This is a genomic window from Pseudomonas sp. FW306-02-D09B, assembly GCF_058782685.1.
Genome location: NZ_JBYSXY010000001.1, coordinates 450,342 through 464,985 on the forward strand (window position 1 = coordinate 450,342; position 14,644 = coordinate 464,985).

General features: G+C 59.9%; 13 protein-coding genes. 9 read left to right on the top strand and 4 right to left on the bottom strand.

The window, feature by feature from the left end; all coding sequences use genetic code 11:
• Positions 1-6 precede the first annotated feature (6 nt).
• A complete protein-coding gene (locus AC3WK5_RS02215; protein ID WP_103318496.1) occupies positions 7-666 on the bottom strand; it encodes an MliC family protein in 660 nt (219 codons plus the stop codon).
• Between the two features lie 501 nt (positions 667-1,167).
• On the opposite strand from AC3WK5_RS02215, the gene AC3WK5_RS02220 reads away from it, so the two are divergent.
• The 8 genes from AC3WK5_RS02220 to otnI all read left to right on the top strand — a co-directional run bounded on the left by AC3WK5_RS02220 (position 1,168) and on the right by otnI (position 9,601).
• On the top strand, positions 1,168-1,608 hold the full coding sequence (locus AC3WK5_RS02220) for a CBS domain-containing protein (RefSeq protein ID WP_103318494.1): 441 nt from the start codon (positions 1,168-1,170) through the stop codon (positions 1,606-1,608).
• Positions 1,609-1,703: 95 nt separating this feature from the next.
• Positions 1,704-3,323, top strand: coding sequence for a methyl-accepting chemotaxis protein (locus tag AC3WK5_RS02225; RefSeq protein ID WP_103318492.1), 1,620 nt, complete (start codon positions 1,704-1,706; stop codon positions 3,321-3,323).
• A 165-nt stretch (positions 3,324-3,488) separates the two neighbouring features.
• Entirely contained in the window at positions 3,489-4,193 is a 705-nt protein-coding gene (locus AC3WK5_RS02230; protein ID WP_103318491.1) for a FadR/GntR family transcriptional regulator, read from the top strand.
• 14 nt (positions 4,194-4,207) lie between these two features.
• Positions 4,208-5,125 (top strand): L-threonate dehydrogenase, encoded by a 918-nt coding sequence (gene ltnD / locus AC3WK5_RS02235; protein ID WP_256585271.1) that lies wholly within the window; start codon positions 4,208-4,210, stop codon positions 5,123-5,125.
• Positions 5,126-5,135: 10 nt separating this feature from the next.
• Positions 5,136-6,425 (top strand): 3-oxo-tetronate kinase, encoded by a 1,290-nt coding sequence (gene otnK / locus AC3WK5_RS02240; protein WP_103318487.1) that lies wholly within the window; start codon positions 5,136-5,138, stop codon positions 6,423-6,425.
• Entirely contained in the window at positions 6,422-7,060 is a 639-nt protein-coding gene (gene otnC / locus AC3WK5_RS02245) for a 3-oxo-tetronate 4-phosphate decarboxylase (RefSeq protein WP_103318485.1), read from the top strand. Before otnK ends, otnC begins: the two co-directional genes overlap by 4 nt.
• A gap of 191 nt (positions 7,061-7,251) precedes the next feature.
• Complete coding sequence (locus AC3WK5_RS02250) at positions 7,252-8,712, top strand: GntT/GntP/DsdX family permease (protein ID WP_103318483.1); 1,461 nt, start codon at positions 7,252-7,254, stop codon at positions 8,710-8,712.
• 106 nt (positions 8,713-8,818) lie between these two features.
• Positions 8,819-9,601 (top strand): 2-oxo-tetronate isomerase, encoded by a 783-nt coding sequence (otnI, locus tag AC3WK5_RS02255; RefSeq protein WP_103318482.1) that lies wholly within the window; start codon positions 8,819-8,821, stop codon positions 9,599-9,601.
• Between the two features lie 4 nt (positions 9,602-9,605).
• Here otnI and AC3WK5_RS02260 read toward each other — a convergent pair whose 3' ends face one another.
• From AC3WK5_RS02260 to AC3WK5_RS02270, 3 genes are all read right to left on the bottom strand, one after another.
• Positions 9,606-10,424, bottom strand: a complete 819-nt coding sequence (locus AC3WK5_RS02260; protein ID WP_103318480.1) for a DeoR/GlpR family DNA-binding transcription regulator — start codon at positions 10,422-10,424, stop codon at positions 9,606-9,608.
• Between the two features lie 189 nt (positions 10,425-10,613).
• A complete protein-coding gene (locus AC3WK5_RS02265) occupies positions 10,614-10,811 on the bottom strand; it encodes a YbdD/YjiX family protein (RefSeq protein WP_216742984.1) in 198 nt (65 codons plus the stop codon).
• Positions 10,812-10,826: 15 nt separating this feature from the next.
• Positions 10,827-12,884 (bottom strand): carbon starvation CstA family protein, encoded by a 2,058-nt coding sequence (locus AC3WK5_RS02270; RefSeq protein WP_285377698.1) that lies wholly within the window; start codon positions 12,882-12,884, stop codon positions 10,827-10,829.
• A gap of 368 nt (positions 12,885-13,252) precedes the next feature.
• Here AC3WK5_RS02270 and AC3WK5_RS02275 point away from each other — a divergent pair, with 368 nt between their 5' ends.
• Positions 13,253-14,614, top strand: coding sequence for a cache domain-containing protein (locus tag AC3WK5_RS02275; protein ID WP_103320494.1), 1,362 nt, complete (start codon positions 13,253-13,255; stop codon positions 14,612-14,614).
• The last annotated feature ends 30 nt before the right edge of the window (positions 14,615-14,644 follow it).

The window sequence follows — 14,644 nt, forward strand, 5'->3', positions numbered from 1 at the left end:
GAGCAATCAGCTGGCCGGCTCGGCCGTACAGCTCATTTCGGCGGAGCCTGGTTTTTGGAAAAGGACCACGTTGTCGTTTTGCCAGAAGCTGTAGTTGCCCTGGAAATCCTTGCCCGTGTATTGGGTTCCCGAGTCACTCGGCACCTGGCTCAGGGTGATCGAAGTATTCGCCCATTTCAGGTACACGACACCCGGTTGCGTGCTGAAGAAGGTGGCGGTAATCAGCGTGTTAAACCCCGTACAACGAATAGCCAGGGGGCCTTCGGTGAGCCGGTCTGGATCCTTGGTTCTCACAATTGCCGAGCCTTGGCGCAACTGGTGCGCGCGTTCGGCATAACTTCGGATCGTGCACGCCTTGGGTGCAGGCGCGGAGGCGCACTGATTACGGGACTTGATCCAGAACTGCTGGTCGATCATGACGGTGTCTGGAGGCGGTACTGAATGCTCATCCGTGAGCGCCAGGCGATAGAGACGCGTCAGTTCGATATCCATCTGTACCAGTTGCGGATCGCGACAGATCAGCTTTTCGATGGATGCCCTAGCCTGGGCGCAGTCGAAACTGGTCTTGAAGATTGGCGAAGGAGGGGCCGCGTTCACACAGGTGCTTGTCGCCGCACACACGCTGGCAGCGAGCAGACAGGTGAAAAGGGTGGTGACCGTTTTCATGTTGGTTTCACCCGGATCATGAGGTGATGCCACGGATCGCCGTGGGACCTGTCGATCCGTTGAACAGTCGCAGTGGGTGTATCGCAGTGTAAGGCAGTGCTCAAAACTTGCCACACCGCTAGGCGGTACCGGGTCGACCGCCTGGATGCACTTTTATAAAGCGCTATGCGTAACGATTTGCACCAGCGGGAGACAGTGCAATGAACTTTCGCCTCCCTCTATCGCTCAGGAGCCTGGGTTCGCACACAGGATGAAGCTTCCTGCTGCTGACTGGCACAAAGGCTGCAAGGCTCGTATCAGGTCCATCCGGAACGGACTCCAGTGGACAGCCCCCTCGGTCAACGATGATCGATTGGCCGAACAGGTCATGGGCAACGTCGCTGCATCAGGCATGGACGTCTGGTTTTAACACCGTACAAGAACAGGCAAAGGCGCCTGGAACCGAAAGGTTTCAGGCGTTTTTTTTTGCTTTTTTAAGCGTGATTGACGTCGGAGGTCCGTATGAAAACAGCCGCACAATTGCTGAAGCTGAAGGTCGTGCAAAACCAGCAAGTACATAGCATCGCGCCAGACCAGATGGTCCTTGAAGCGCTGAAGCTGATGGCCGAAAAGAACGTCGGCGCGCTACCCGTCATAGAGGCGGGGCAGGTGGTCGGCGTTATCAGCGAACGCGACTATGCGCGCAAGGTCGTTCTGCAGGGGCGCTCTTCGGTCGGTACGCCGGTCAGGGACATCATGAGCGCGCCCGTGGTGACGGCAGACAGTCAGCAGAGCATCGAGCGTTGCATGGAGGTCATGACCGACAGCCATTTGCGCCATTTACCGGTGCTGGAAGGCGACCAGTTGATTGGCCTGTTGTCGATTGGTGATCTGGTCAAAGAAGCGATCGCCGAGCAGGCCGACCTGATACGGCAACTGGAACACTACATTCGCGGACATTAAAGCGACCATGGGCGAGCTGGATTCAAGGCTTCTTGGTACATGAAGTTTTCAAGTGCGCTGTCCGTCGGGCAGGTACTCATCAGGGAGCATTTGATTTGGCCAAGTTAAGCACGGCTCAACGTATCGTCATCGGCTTTGCAATCGCGCCGTTGGTACTGACAGGCCTGGCGTTCTATGCGTTGCACGATCTGGCAACGCTGAAGGACCAGGCGATGGTGATCGTCAAACAGGACTGGCCGAAAATCGATCCGATCATGGTCATTGCCACAGGTGTTCGGGACAACGCCAGGAACACCCGGGACCTGCTGATCGACAAAGACAATCAGCAAGCGCAACAGGCCATCGATGCCACCAAAAAGCGCATCAGCCAGGCACTTGAAGCGCTTGAGCCGTTGTTCGACCTGCCAGAAGGCAAGACTGCGTATAGGGCCCTGAAAAGGAATCGCGAAGCTTATGTCGCCGCATTCACCCAGGTGCAGGCGTTGATCAGGCAAGGTGCCTTTGATGCTGCGATGGCGCAGTTGAAACAGCAAGTGATCCCCGCCGAACAGCAGGTTTATAAAAGCCTGGACGTGCTGATGGCACAGCAGGGGCAGATCTTCGCCGATCGTGAAAGGTCGGCGCAGGCCCTGTACAGCGATGCGCGCCTGAACATGCTGGGGTTGCTGGTTTTTTGCCTGGCCTCGGTCATCGCCGCGGCGGTCATTGTGACGCGCAGCGTTACCCGGCCCTTGGGGGGAGAACCCGATGTTGCTGCGCGGGCACTGAGTCAAATTGCGCAGGGAGATCTGACGACTCAAGTGCCAGTGAAGGCCAATGCCGACGGTAGCGTGATGATGAACATGCACCAGATGCAGCAAAGCCTGAACGCGATGGTTAAACACATCGCGGCGTCGGTCGATCAGGTGGCCAGTTCGTCCGAAGAGCTGAGTGCGGTCAGCAGCCAGACCCGTGACAGTTTGCAGTTGCAGGGCCTGGAGATCGAGCAGGCTGCGGCGGCGATCAATCAAATGACCGCGGCCGTCGATGAGGTCGCACGCAATGCCGTCAGTACCAGCGAGGCGTCCCGGGTGTCCGAGCAAACCGCGCAGCGGGGCCGCGAACACGTTCAGGAAACAGTGGCCTCAATAGGCACGCTGGCTGATGGCATGACGGATACCTCACAGCGTATCCAGCAATTGGCCGGGCGCGTACAAGACATCAGCACGGTGCTGGAGGTGATTCGCAGCATTGCCGAGCAAACCAATTTGCTGGCCCTCAACGCTGCGATTGAAGCAGCCCGTGCCGGCGATGCCGGACGTGGTTTTGCGGTGGTCGCCGATGAGGTGCGGGCACTGGCCCATCGCACTCAGGTGTCGACCCAGGAAATCGAGCAGATGATTGGCAACATTCGGCTCGATACCGGGCACGCGGTGACCGCCATGCAAAGCAGCGGTTACTTGGTGCAGGCAACCCTGGAAGTCGCGCAACGCTCCGGTGAGGCACTGGAAGCGATCACCCGGTCAATCTCGCAGATCAATGAGCGCAATTTGATGATCGCCAGCGCCACGGAGGAGCAGGCATTGGTCGCTCGTGAGGTGGATCGCAATCTGGTAAGCATTCGTAACGTGTCCGGGCAGGTCTTGCTGGGTGCCCAGCATACCCACACCGCCGGTCTGGAATTGGCGCAGATGGCAGGAGCACTGCACCAGACGGTAGCGCGCTTCAAAATCTAGGCGGGCATGGGGCAGGTAGCGGGTCGATGCACTGGAGCTGCCTTTTAAACCGCATGTTAAAAAATGTTATTTTAAAAAAACATCTTCACATATTCTGTTCATTGGAGGATTATCTGCCCAACCTGTATGACAACCTGATAACAAGACAAAAACAGGATCGCCTCGATGTTCGACAAGGTCCCCACTCACGTGCTGAGCGACAGCGTCGCTCAGCAACTGCTGGAGAAGATTGAGACTGGTGTCTTCGGCACCGGGAGCAAGCTGCCCAGCGAAGCCATGCTTTCAGAAGCATTTGGTGTCAGTCGCACCGTGGTCCGCGAAGCCATTTCCCGTCTGAAGAACGAAGGCGTGCTGCAGCCGCGCCAAGGGCGCGGCATCTTCGTCACGGCCAACGCCAATATCCGTCCGTTGCGTATCGATTACGCCGAAGCCCATCTGCCCGGCAGTGTCTTTCACCTGTTGGCGTTGCGGCGTGCCATCGAGGCGGAAATCGCCTCCGAGGCGGCGCTCAATCGCAGCGAAGCCGATCTGGTGCTGATTGACGAGGCGCTGGCGCGCATCGATGAAGAGGTCAATGAAGGGCTGGACGGTGTTCGCGCCGATGTGGCGTTTCACCGGGCCATCGCTCAGGCCACAGGCAATCCTTACTTCCTCAAGACCCTGGAATTCGTCAGCCAGTACCTGGAGGCCGCGACTCGCATCACTCGTACCAATGAAGCGGGCAGGGCGGATTTCTCCCGTCAGGTCCACGAAGAACACCAGGCGATCGTCGCGGCCATTCGGTTGGGCGACCCGCTCGCCGCCGGCCACGCCGCCCGCGCTCATATCTACAACGCGGCCCGCCGTCTGCGCCTTGCTGGCGCGCAATAAGCCGCTGTTTTCTCCTGGAGTACCCCATGAATAACAAGAATGTCGGTGTTGTCGGTCTGGGCGCGATGGGCCTGGGCATTGCCCGCTCGCTGTTGCGCAGCGATTTTAATGTGCATGCCTGTGATGTGCGGGCGGCGGTGACGGAACAGTTTGCCAGCGAGGGCGGGGTCGCGTGCGCATCCCCGGCGCACATGGCTGGCGAGTGCGATGTGATCGTTACTGTTGTGGTGAATGCCGAACAGACCGAGACCGTATTGTTTGGCGAAGGCGGTGCCGTGGCGGCGTTGCGTCCTGGCAGCCTGGTGATCGGCTGCGCCACCGTGGCCCCAACCTACGCCGTCGATCTTGGCCAGCGCTTGGCCGAGAAAGGCCTGCTGTATCTGGATGCACCGATCTCCGGTGGCGCGGCCAAGGCGGCTGCCGGCGAGATGACCATGATGACCTCGGGTCCGGCGGATGCTTACGCCAAGGCCGAGGCGATTCTTGCGGGCATGGCCGGCAAGGTCTACCGCCTCGGTGACGTTCATGGCCTGGGCTCGAAGGTCAAGATCATCAACCAGCTCCTCGCCGGGGTGCATATCGCAGCGTCTGCCGAAGCCATGGCGTTGGGGTTGCGTGAAGGGGTCGATGCCGATGCGCTTTACGAGGTGATCACGCATAGCGCCGGTAACTCCTGGATGTTCGAAAACCGTGTGCCGCACATTCTCAAGGCCGACTACACGCCGTTGTCCGCGGTGGATATTTTTGTCAAAGACCTGGGCCTGGTGCTGGATACCGCGCGCGCCAGCAAATTCCCGCTGCCGCTGTCGGCCACGGCTCACCAGATGTTCATGCAGGCTTCCAGCGCAGGTTTCGGTCGCGAGGATGATTCGGCGGTGATCAAGATTTTCCCGGGCATCACGTTGCCGACTGCCAAGACCGAGCCTGTTTGAGGAACACACCATGAGCACACGTCCATTGCTGGGCTGCATCGCCGACGATTTCACCGGCGCCACCGACCTCGCCAACATGCTGGTGCGTGGCGGCATGCGCACCGTACAAAGCATCGGTATCCCGAGCAGCGAAGTCGCTGCCGGGATCGACGCCGATGCGATCGTCATTGCCCTGAAATCGCGTACCACACCGGTCGCCGAAGCGATCGAACAGTCCCTCGCGGCCCTGGCCTGGCTACGTGAACAAGGCTGCGAGCAGATCTTCTTCAAATACTGTTCGACGTTCGACTCCACGGCAGCCGGCAATATCGGTCAGGTCAGCGAAGCACTGCTGGCGGCACTGGGCAGTGACTTCACCCTCGCATGCCCGGCGTTCCCGGAGAATGGCCGGACGATTTTTCGTGGCCACTTGTTTGTTCAGGATCAACTGCTCAGCGAGTCGGGCATGCAGCACCACCCGCTGACGGCAATGACCGATGCCAACCTGGTTCGGGTTCTGCAATCGCAGACAGGCCTGAATGTCGGGTTGTTGCGCTACGACACCATTGCCCAAGGGGCCGAACAGGTGCGTGCGCGAATCGCTGAGTTGCGCGCTCAAGGTGTCGGCATCGCGATCGCCGATGCCTTGTCGGACAGCGATTTGTACACCCTGGGCACGGCTTGCGCTGACCTGCCGTTGTTGACCGGAGGTTCGGGGCTGGCCTTGGGCTTACCGGAAAACTTCCGTCGCGCCGGAAAATTGCGCGACCTCAATGCGTCGAAACTGACGCCGGTCTCTGGTGGCGAAGTGGTGTTGGCCGGTAGCGCCTCGGTGGCCACTAACGGCCAAGTGGCCGCCTGGCTCGAAGCCGGTCGGCCGGCTCTGCGGATCGATCCGCTGGCATTGGCCGCGGGTGAGCCCATCGTTGCGCGAGCCTTGGCCTTCGCCCGTGATCACAAGGAAACCGTATTGATCTATGCCACCAGTTCGCCGGAAGAGGTCAAGGTGGTGCAACAGCAATTGGGTGTCGAGCGGGCTGGCAGTCTGGTGGAAAACGCCTTGGGTGAAATTGCCCAGGGCCTGCGCCAGAGCGGTGTGCGGCGCTTCGTGATTGCCGGTGGTGAAACCTCGGGCGCCGTGGTTCAGGCCTTGGGCGTGCAACTGCTGCGGATCGGTGCGCAGATCGATCCGGGTGTACCGGCAACGGTCAGCAGTACGGATGAGCCTCTGGCATTGGCGCTCAAGTCGGGCAACTTCGGTGGCCGTGACTTCTTTAGCAAAGCCTTGCAGCAGTTGGCCCAGGTCGGAGATGCAAAATGAGCAATGAAAACACCCTGCGCGAAGAGATCTGTGAGGTTGGCCGCAGCCTTTACGAGCGCGGTTATACCGTCGGTAGCGCCGGCAATATCAGCGCGCGCCTGGACGATGGCTGGTTGATCACGCCGACTGACGTCTGCCTCGGGCGCCTCGACCCCGCGACGATTGCCAAGGTCAATCTGGCTGGCGAGTGGGTGTCCGGTGACAAACCTTCCAAGACCCTGGCGCTGCATCGCCAGGTCTACGACCGTAACCCGAGTGTAGGCGGCGTGGTTCACACCCATTCCACCCATTTGGTGGCATTGACCCTGGCGGGCGTCTGGCAGCCAGACGACATCCTGCCGCCGCTGACGCCGTATCAGGTGATGAAAGTCGGACATATCCCGTTGATTGGCTATCAGCGACCCGGCTCGCCGAAGGTTGCCGAGCAGGTCGCACGGCTGGCCAACAGCGTTCGCGGTGTGATGCTTGAACGGCTCGGCCCGGTGGTCTGGGAGAGTTCGGTTTCCAAGGCCAGCTACGCCCTGGAAGAACTCGAGGAAACTGCACGGCTCTGGCTGATGAGCAACCCCAAGCCCGAACCGCTCGATCAGGCAGCGCTGGACGAGCTGCGAGAGACCTTCGGTGCGCACTGGTAGAACGCTGATTTTCTAATACGACAGATTGATAACGCAGGCCCTGTCCGGGAGACGCACGCGACTCTCGACGGTCCCGGCTTGCTTGAAAAAACAATAACAACAGGAAATCCAGGCATGACTTATCTTCACTGCGGCATTTTCAGATCCAGTGGCAGAACCGCTTCGTTCACCCGGCGTGGAGGGCTTCTGAAATGAGCCCGTTGATCCTGATGATTACCGCCGGGGTGGGCATCGCGCTGTTGCTGTTCCTGGTGCTCAAGTACAAATTCCAGCCCTTCGTAGCCTTGATGCTGGTGAGCATTCTGGTGGCGCTGGTGGCCGGGGTGAAGCCGGCCGAACTGGTCGCCACCATTGAAGGCGGCATGGGCAAGACCCTGGGCCATATCGCAATCATCATTGCCCTGGGCGCGATGATTGGCCGGATCATCGAACTCTCCGGCGGTGCCGAGGCGCTGGCCAAGACGCTGATCACCCGTTTCGGCAACCGGCGTACGCCTCTGGCGCTGACGATTGCCGGCTTCATGGTCGGAGTACCGGTGTTCTTCGAAGTTGGCGTGATCATCCTGATGCCGCTGGCCTATAGCGTTGCTCGCAGTGCGCGTAAGCCGCTGTTGGTGTTCGCGCTGCCAATGTGCGCGGCCTTGTTGACCGTACACGCCTTCCTGCCGCCACACCCGGGCGCAGTGGCCGCTGCCAGCCAGTTGGGCGCCGACCTCGGTCGCGTACTGATGTTCGGTCTGCCGATGACCGCGCTGCTGTGCTACGTCGGTTACCGCGTGGCCGGGCGCATGACTCGTCGCGTGTACCCGATGACCGACGACATTCGTGCCGAAGTCTACGGCCCGCATGTCACCAATGAAGATCTGGTCGCCTGGTCCAATGGCAACGGCAAGAGCGCTGAACGAGCTGCCGTGGCCGTGTCGCACATGGGCCTGGAAGAGGCCGTCAGCAGTATCGTCTCCAAATTGCCCCCGGCCCCGCCGCCAGGTTTCGGCCTGATCGTCAGCCTGATCCTGTTGCCGATCATTCTGATTCTGCTGGGCACCCTGGCCACCTCGCTGCTGCCGGCCGAGTCGATCCTGCGTGGGATCATGACCGTGCTCGGCGCGCCGCTGGTAGCGCTGCTGATCGATACCTTGCTGTGTGCCTGGTTGCTGGGCTCACGTCGGGGCTGGAGTCGCACTCAGGTGTCCGATGTGATCGGCTCGGCCTTGCCCGGTGTCGCGATGGTGATCCTGATTGCCGGTGCCGGCGGTGTATTCGGCAAGGTCCTGGTGGACACCGGAATCGGTGCCGTGGTCTCCGATATGTTGCGTACCACCGGTCTGCCGGTACTCGCGCTGGGCTTTCTGCTGACCATGCTATTGCGTGCGGTGCAGGGCTCGACCACGGTGGCGCTGGTGACCACCGCCGGCATTATCAGTCCGCTGATCGCGACCCTGAACCTCACCCCGAACCACATGGCCCTGTTGTGCCTGGCCATGGGCGGTGGCGGGTTGGCCATGTCGCATATCAATGATGCCGGTTACTGGATCTTCACCAAACTGGCCGGGCTGAATGTGGCCGACGGCTTGCGCACCTGGACGGTACTGACCACCTTGCTCGGTACGTTGGGTTTCGGTATTACCTTGCTGATCTGGCCGTTTGTCTAACGAACTGTCGACCTGTAGGAGCCGAGCTTGCTAGCGATGGCGATCTCAAGGACGCCATCGCCGGCAAGCCGTGCTCCTACATAAAAAGCCATTTGTAGGAGCTACCATGCCTCGTTTTGCTGCAAACCTCAGCATGCTCTACCCGGAACATGCGTTTCTGGATCGCTTCGCCGCTGCCGCTGCCGATGGTTTCGAAGCGGTGGAGTACTTGTTTCCCTATGACTACAGCGCCCAGGAGCTCAAACAGCGCCTGAGCGATAACGGTCTGGTGCAGGCGCTGTTCAATGCGCCACCCGGTGATTGGGCGGCGGGGGAGCGGGGCATCGTCTCGTTGCCTGGCCGGGAAAGTGAATTTCGCAGTGGTTTCGATCGCGCCCTGGACTATGCCGCCGTGCTGGGCAATTCACGGATCCACGTCATGGCCGGCCTGTTGCCGTCGGAGAGCGACCGGGCCCGGCATCACGGCGTTTACCTGGAAAACCTCGCCTATGCCACGGCCCAGGCGGCCAAGGTTGGCGTCACGGTGTTGCTGGAACCGATCAATACCCGAGACATGCCGGGCTTTTTCCTCAATCGACAGGATCAGGCCCAGGCTATCTGCAAGGAAGTGGGCGCCAGCAACCTGAAGGTCCAGTTTGACTGCTATCACTGCCAGATCGTCGAGGGTGACCTGGCCAGCAAGCTGCGCCGGGACTTCGCAGGGATCGGTCATATCCAGATTGCCGGTGTGCCGGACCGGCACGAGCCGGATATTGGAGAGGTCAACTATCCCTATCTGTTCGCGTTGATCGACCAGTTGGGTTATGACGGTTGGGTAGGGTGCGAATACCGGCCACGCGGCGACACCTCAGCCGGCTTGCAATGGCTGCGCGACTGGAAGGCGCGTTAGGGCCCTACGCGCTGCTCCCGGAGGGCAACAGCAGTTCAACACCTTGCTTGCGGATGCCATCGGCCGCCGCAGCGGTCAGTGCGTCGTCGCTGAGGATGATGTCGAACTGCTCGAGCCCGGCGATCCGGTACATGCTGAAAGTGCCGTACTTCGAACTGCTGGCCACCAGTACCGTTTGCGCGGCCGATTGCATCGCCACTTGCTTGACCTCCACCTTCAGCGCCGAAGGCGTGGTGAGCCCGCGACGCAAATCCCAGGAGCTGGTGGAGATGAAGGCGATATCGGTGACCACCTGGCGCAAGGTGGCGACTGCCAAACCGCCTACGCAGGAATGGTTGGAATGATCCAGCTGTCCGCCGGTATGAATGACCGTGACGTGGGGCGCGTCCATCAAGGCTTGGGCAACACCGAAGTCGTTGGTCACCACGGTCATGCCGGAAAGCGCCTTGACGTACGGGACGATCTCCAGGGTACTGGTTCCCGCATCCAGGTAAATCGTCATATCGGCATGCAGCAGCCGGGCGGCGAGTTTCGCCATCGCCTGCTTCTGCGGCAACTCGACCACGGCTTTGAGCTGATGGCTGGGCTCACTGTGGAGCTGGCTGGCGATTCGAACGCCGCCTGTTACCGAGTAGGCACGACCTTCCTGCTCGAGCAACGCAATGTCGCGGCGCACCGTCATGTGCGAGCACTCGAACATTTCCATCAACTGATGAACGCTCAGCACCTGATGCTTGCGCAACTGTCGCAGCATCAATTCACGGCGCTGTTCAGGAATCATCGGTGCGCCGCTTTCGGCGGCGATGTCCTTTTGACTAGGCATTCAGGCTCCAGAACGAAGAAATCCGCAGACAAGTAAAGCGGGGCAAACATAGTAGCGAATCTGCGTTCAAGGAACGAGTTGTTGCGGATCACTAACGAAAAATGGGAGCAGGTCAATGTGGGAGCGAGCAGGCTCGCTCCCACAAAAAACCTGCTCCCACATCACATTGGGTAACCCGCCGTCAGCGGGTCAACAGCACTTCGGCCCAGCCTTGCTGCCGTAACGAGCCTCCTGGCGTTCGCGGAAGAACGCCTCGTAGCTCATCACCGGTTTGTCCGGGTGTTTGGTTTGCATATGCTCGACGTAGGTGTCGTAGTCGGGCATGCCGACCATCAGGCGCGCGGCCTGACCGAGGTATTTACCGAGGCGACTCAGGTCATTGAACATGCTTGCAACCCTCGATTACGCTTCTGGAATAGCCTGGAATGGCGATTCTTTATCCGTGCGTTCTTTGCTGCCCCAGGCGGAAATACCGACCTTGATCGCATAGAACAGGATGCTGAAGACCACGAACAGGAACAGCGCCGTCAGCGTCGCGTTGGTGTAGGCGTTGTAGATCACGTGCTGCATCTGCGTGATGTCCTTGGCCGGGGCGAGGATCTGACCGTTGGCCAGGGCATCGCTGTATTTTTTGGCCAGCGACAGGAAGCCGATCGCCGGGTTGGCGTCGAACAGCTTGATGAAGCCTGCGGTGGTGGTGCAGATCAGCAGCCAGGCGGCTGGCAGCAAGGTCACCCAGATGTAGCGTTGGCGTTTCATTTTGATCAGCACCACCGTGCCGAGCATCAGCGCAATACCGGCCAGCATCTGGTTGGAGATACCGAACAGCGGCCACAAGGTGTTGATGCCGCCCAACGGGTCGATCACGCCTTGGTACAGCAGATAACCCCACATTGCCACGCAACCGGCGGTCGCGATCAGGTTGGCGGTCCAGGACTCGGTGCGTTTAAGCGCCGGAACGAAGGAACCGAGCAAATCCTGCAGCATGAAACGTCCGGCACGGGTACCGGCGTCGACCGCCGTCAGGATGAACAGCGCTTCGAACAGGATCGCGAAGTGGTACCAGAACGCCATGGTGTTTTCACCCGGCAGAACGCTGTGCAGGATCTGCGCGATACCGACCGCCAGGGTCGGCGCACCGCCGGCACGGGCCAGCACGGTGGTTTCACCGATGTCCCTGGCCACTGCTTGCAGGGCGTCCGGGGTGATCGCAAAGCCCCAGCTGCTGACAGTCTGAGCCACCTGTACCACGTCACCGCCGACGATCGCAGCCGGGCTGTTCATCGCGAAGTACACGCCCGGTTCGATCACCGAAGCCGCCACCATCGCCATGATCGCCACGAAGGACTCCATCAGCATGCCGCCGTAACCGATGTAACGGGCATGACCTTCACTGGCCAACAGTTTCGGGGTGGTCCCGGAAGCGATCAGCGCATGGAAACCCGAGACGGCACCACAAGCAATGGTGATGAACAGGAACGGGAACAACCCGCCTTTCCACACCGGTCCGGTGCCATCGATGAACTGGGTCAGTGCTGGCATTTTCAGCACGGGCATGGTGATCAGGATGCCGATCGCCAGGGCCATGATGGTACCGATCTTGAGGAAGGTCGACAGGTAGTCACGCGGCGCCAGGATCAGCCAGACCGGCAGCACCGCGGCAACGAAACCGTAGCCGATCAACATCCAGGTGATCTGCACTCCGGTGAAGGTAAAGGCTTTGGCCCAGACCGGATCCGCGGCAATCTGCCCGCCCAACCAGATCGAACCGAGCAACAGCAGCACGCCGACAATGGAGATTTCACCGATGCGACCCGGGCGGATGTAGCGCATGTACACGCCCATGAACATCGCGATCGGGATGGTCGCCATCACTGTGAACATACCCCACGGGCTATCAGCCAGGGCCTTGACCACGATCAGCGCCAACACCGCGAGGATGATGATCATGATCAGGAAGCAGCCAAACAGCGCGATGGTGCCAGGGACACGGCCCATTTCTTCACGGACCATGTCGCCCAGGGAGCGACCGTTGCGGCGGGTCGACATGAACAGGACCATGAAGTCCTGAACGGCACCGGCCAGCACCACGCCGGCGATCAGCCAGAGCGTGCCGGGCAGGTAACCCATTTGCGCCGCCAGTACCGGGCCGACCAGTGGCCCGGCGCCCGCAATGGCCGCAAAGTGGTGACCGAAAAGAATGTGTTTGTTGGTGGGTACATAGTCCAGACCATCGTTATTGACGACGGCGGGGGTGGCTCGACCGGGATCGAGCTGCATCACCTTATTGGCGATAAACAGGCTGTAATAGCGGTATGCGACAAGATAGATAGCGACTGCTGCGACTACGATCCAGAGGGCATTGATGGCTTCGCCACGGCGCAGGGCCACGACACTCAGCGCAAAAGCTCCCAGGACAGCCACGGCAAACCAGGCGAGGTGTTTAGCCAGACGGGTCATTGCGTGTCTCCTGCCGACAGCCAGTGGACTGCGGCGGTAATTTTTATAATTGTGTCCGCTATGCGGAGCTGGCCCAATATCCACGCATGCCGTCCACAAATAAATCCGCACGACTACGTACGCAGCGTCTGCGTAGTTCTACGTAGACGACACCGATCTCCTTGTGGGAGCGGGCTTGCTCGCGAAGGCAATCTGTCATTCAACATCGATGTCGTCTGATAGACCGCCTTCGCGAGCAAGCCCGCTCCCACAGGTTCTGCATTTCAACTGAGCCACAGGTCATTCCATCCAGCGCCGCTACTGGACACGCGTATCTTTGGCATATGATGCCGAGCCTTCGTTTTCCCTCGGTCCGGTCAGGAGCACAGATGCAGCTCAAACATAAAATCGTCGCGCTCGGGATTCTGCCGCTGGTGTTGGCGATTGCGGTCATCTGCGCGCTGGTGATTTCCCTGAACCGCCAACTGGGTGATCAACAGACGCAACTGATCGAAGACAGCATTCTGGCCAGCAAGCGGGCAGAACTGAAAAACTACGTCGAAATGGCGCAAAGCCTGATCGCGCCGCTGTACGACAACGGCAAGGGTGACGCGCGCGCACAGCAACAAGTACTGGAAGAACTGCGCAAGCTCAGCTTTGGTATCAATGGCTACTTCTTCGTCTACGACCGCCAGGGCCGTAGCCTGATGCACTCGCGGCAGTCGGAACTGGTGGGCAAATATCTGTGGGACATGAAAGATCCACACGGTCTGCCGGTGATCCAGGCGCTACTGAAAAGTGCGGAGTCAGGAGAGGGCTTTCAACGCTACGCCTGGAACAAACCCTCTTCCGGTCAAGTGACCGACAAGCTCGCCTATGTCGTGATGCTGGATCGTTGGGGCTGGATGCTCGGTACCGGCATCTACCTCGAGGACGTTGAGCGCGCCACACAGCAGGCGCGTGACGAGGTGGCTCAGGGCATCCGTAAAACGATGCTCGCCATTGCCATCGTTGCCCTCGTGGCAGTGCTGTTCGTCTTTGCCAGCGGCATGACGCTGAACGTCAGCGAACATCGTCTGGCCGACAAAAAACTCCAGCGGTTGACCCAGCGTATCGTCAGTTTGCAAGAAGAAGAGCGATCACGGGTTTCCCGTGAGTTGCACGACGGTATCAGCCAGGTACTGGTGTCCATCAAGTTTCAGTTCGAACTGGCCAGCCATGTGCTGGAGAGTGGGCAGGACACGGGCTTGAGCATTTTAAGAGAGGCCACGGAGCGCCTCGGAGAAGCGATTGGCGAGGTTCGCAGCCTTTCACACAACCTGCGCTCGTCGCTGCTCGACACGCTGGGTCTGTCGGCGGCGATTGGTCAACTCGCCGCAGAGTTCGAGCAACGTAGCGGACTCGTGGTGACCTACAACAACAACGAATTCGAGTGCCATCTGGTCGACGGAGCAGCGGTCTCGTTGTTTCGCATTGTGCAAGAAGGCCTGACCAACATCGAACGACATGCCCGGGCCCAAAACGTATCCATTACACTGCACGGGTCCGAAGAGTCCCTACGGCTGACGGTGGTCGATGACGGTGTCGGTTTCAACGTCGCTCAAGTCGAACGCCGTCACTCCGGTATAGGGCTGCGGAACATCCGCGAGCGGGTCGAGCATTTTGGCGGGCGATTCGAGCTTGCATCGACGCCGGGAAGAAGTGTCCTGGAGGTTCTGCTGCCAATGAAAATGCCCGGTCCGAAACACTGACTCAGCCAATAACAACAAGAGTGAATGCCC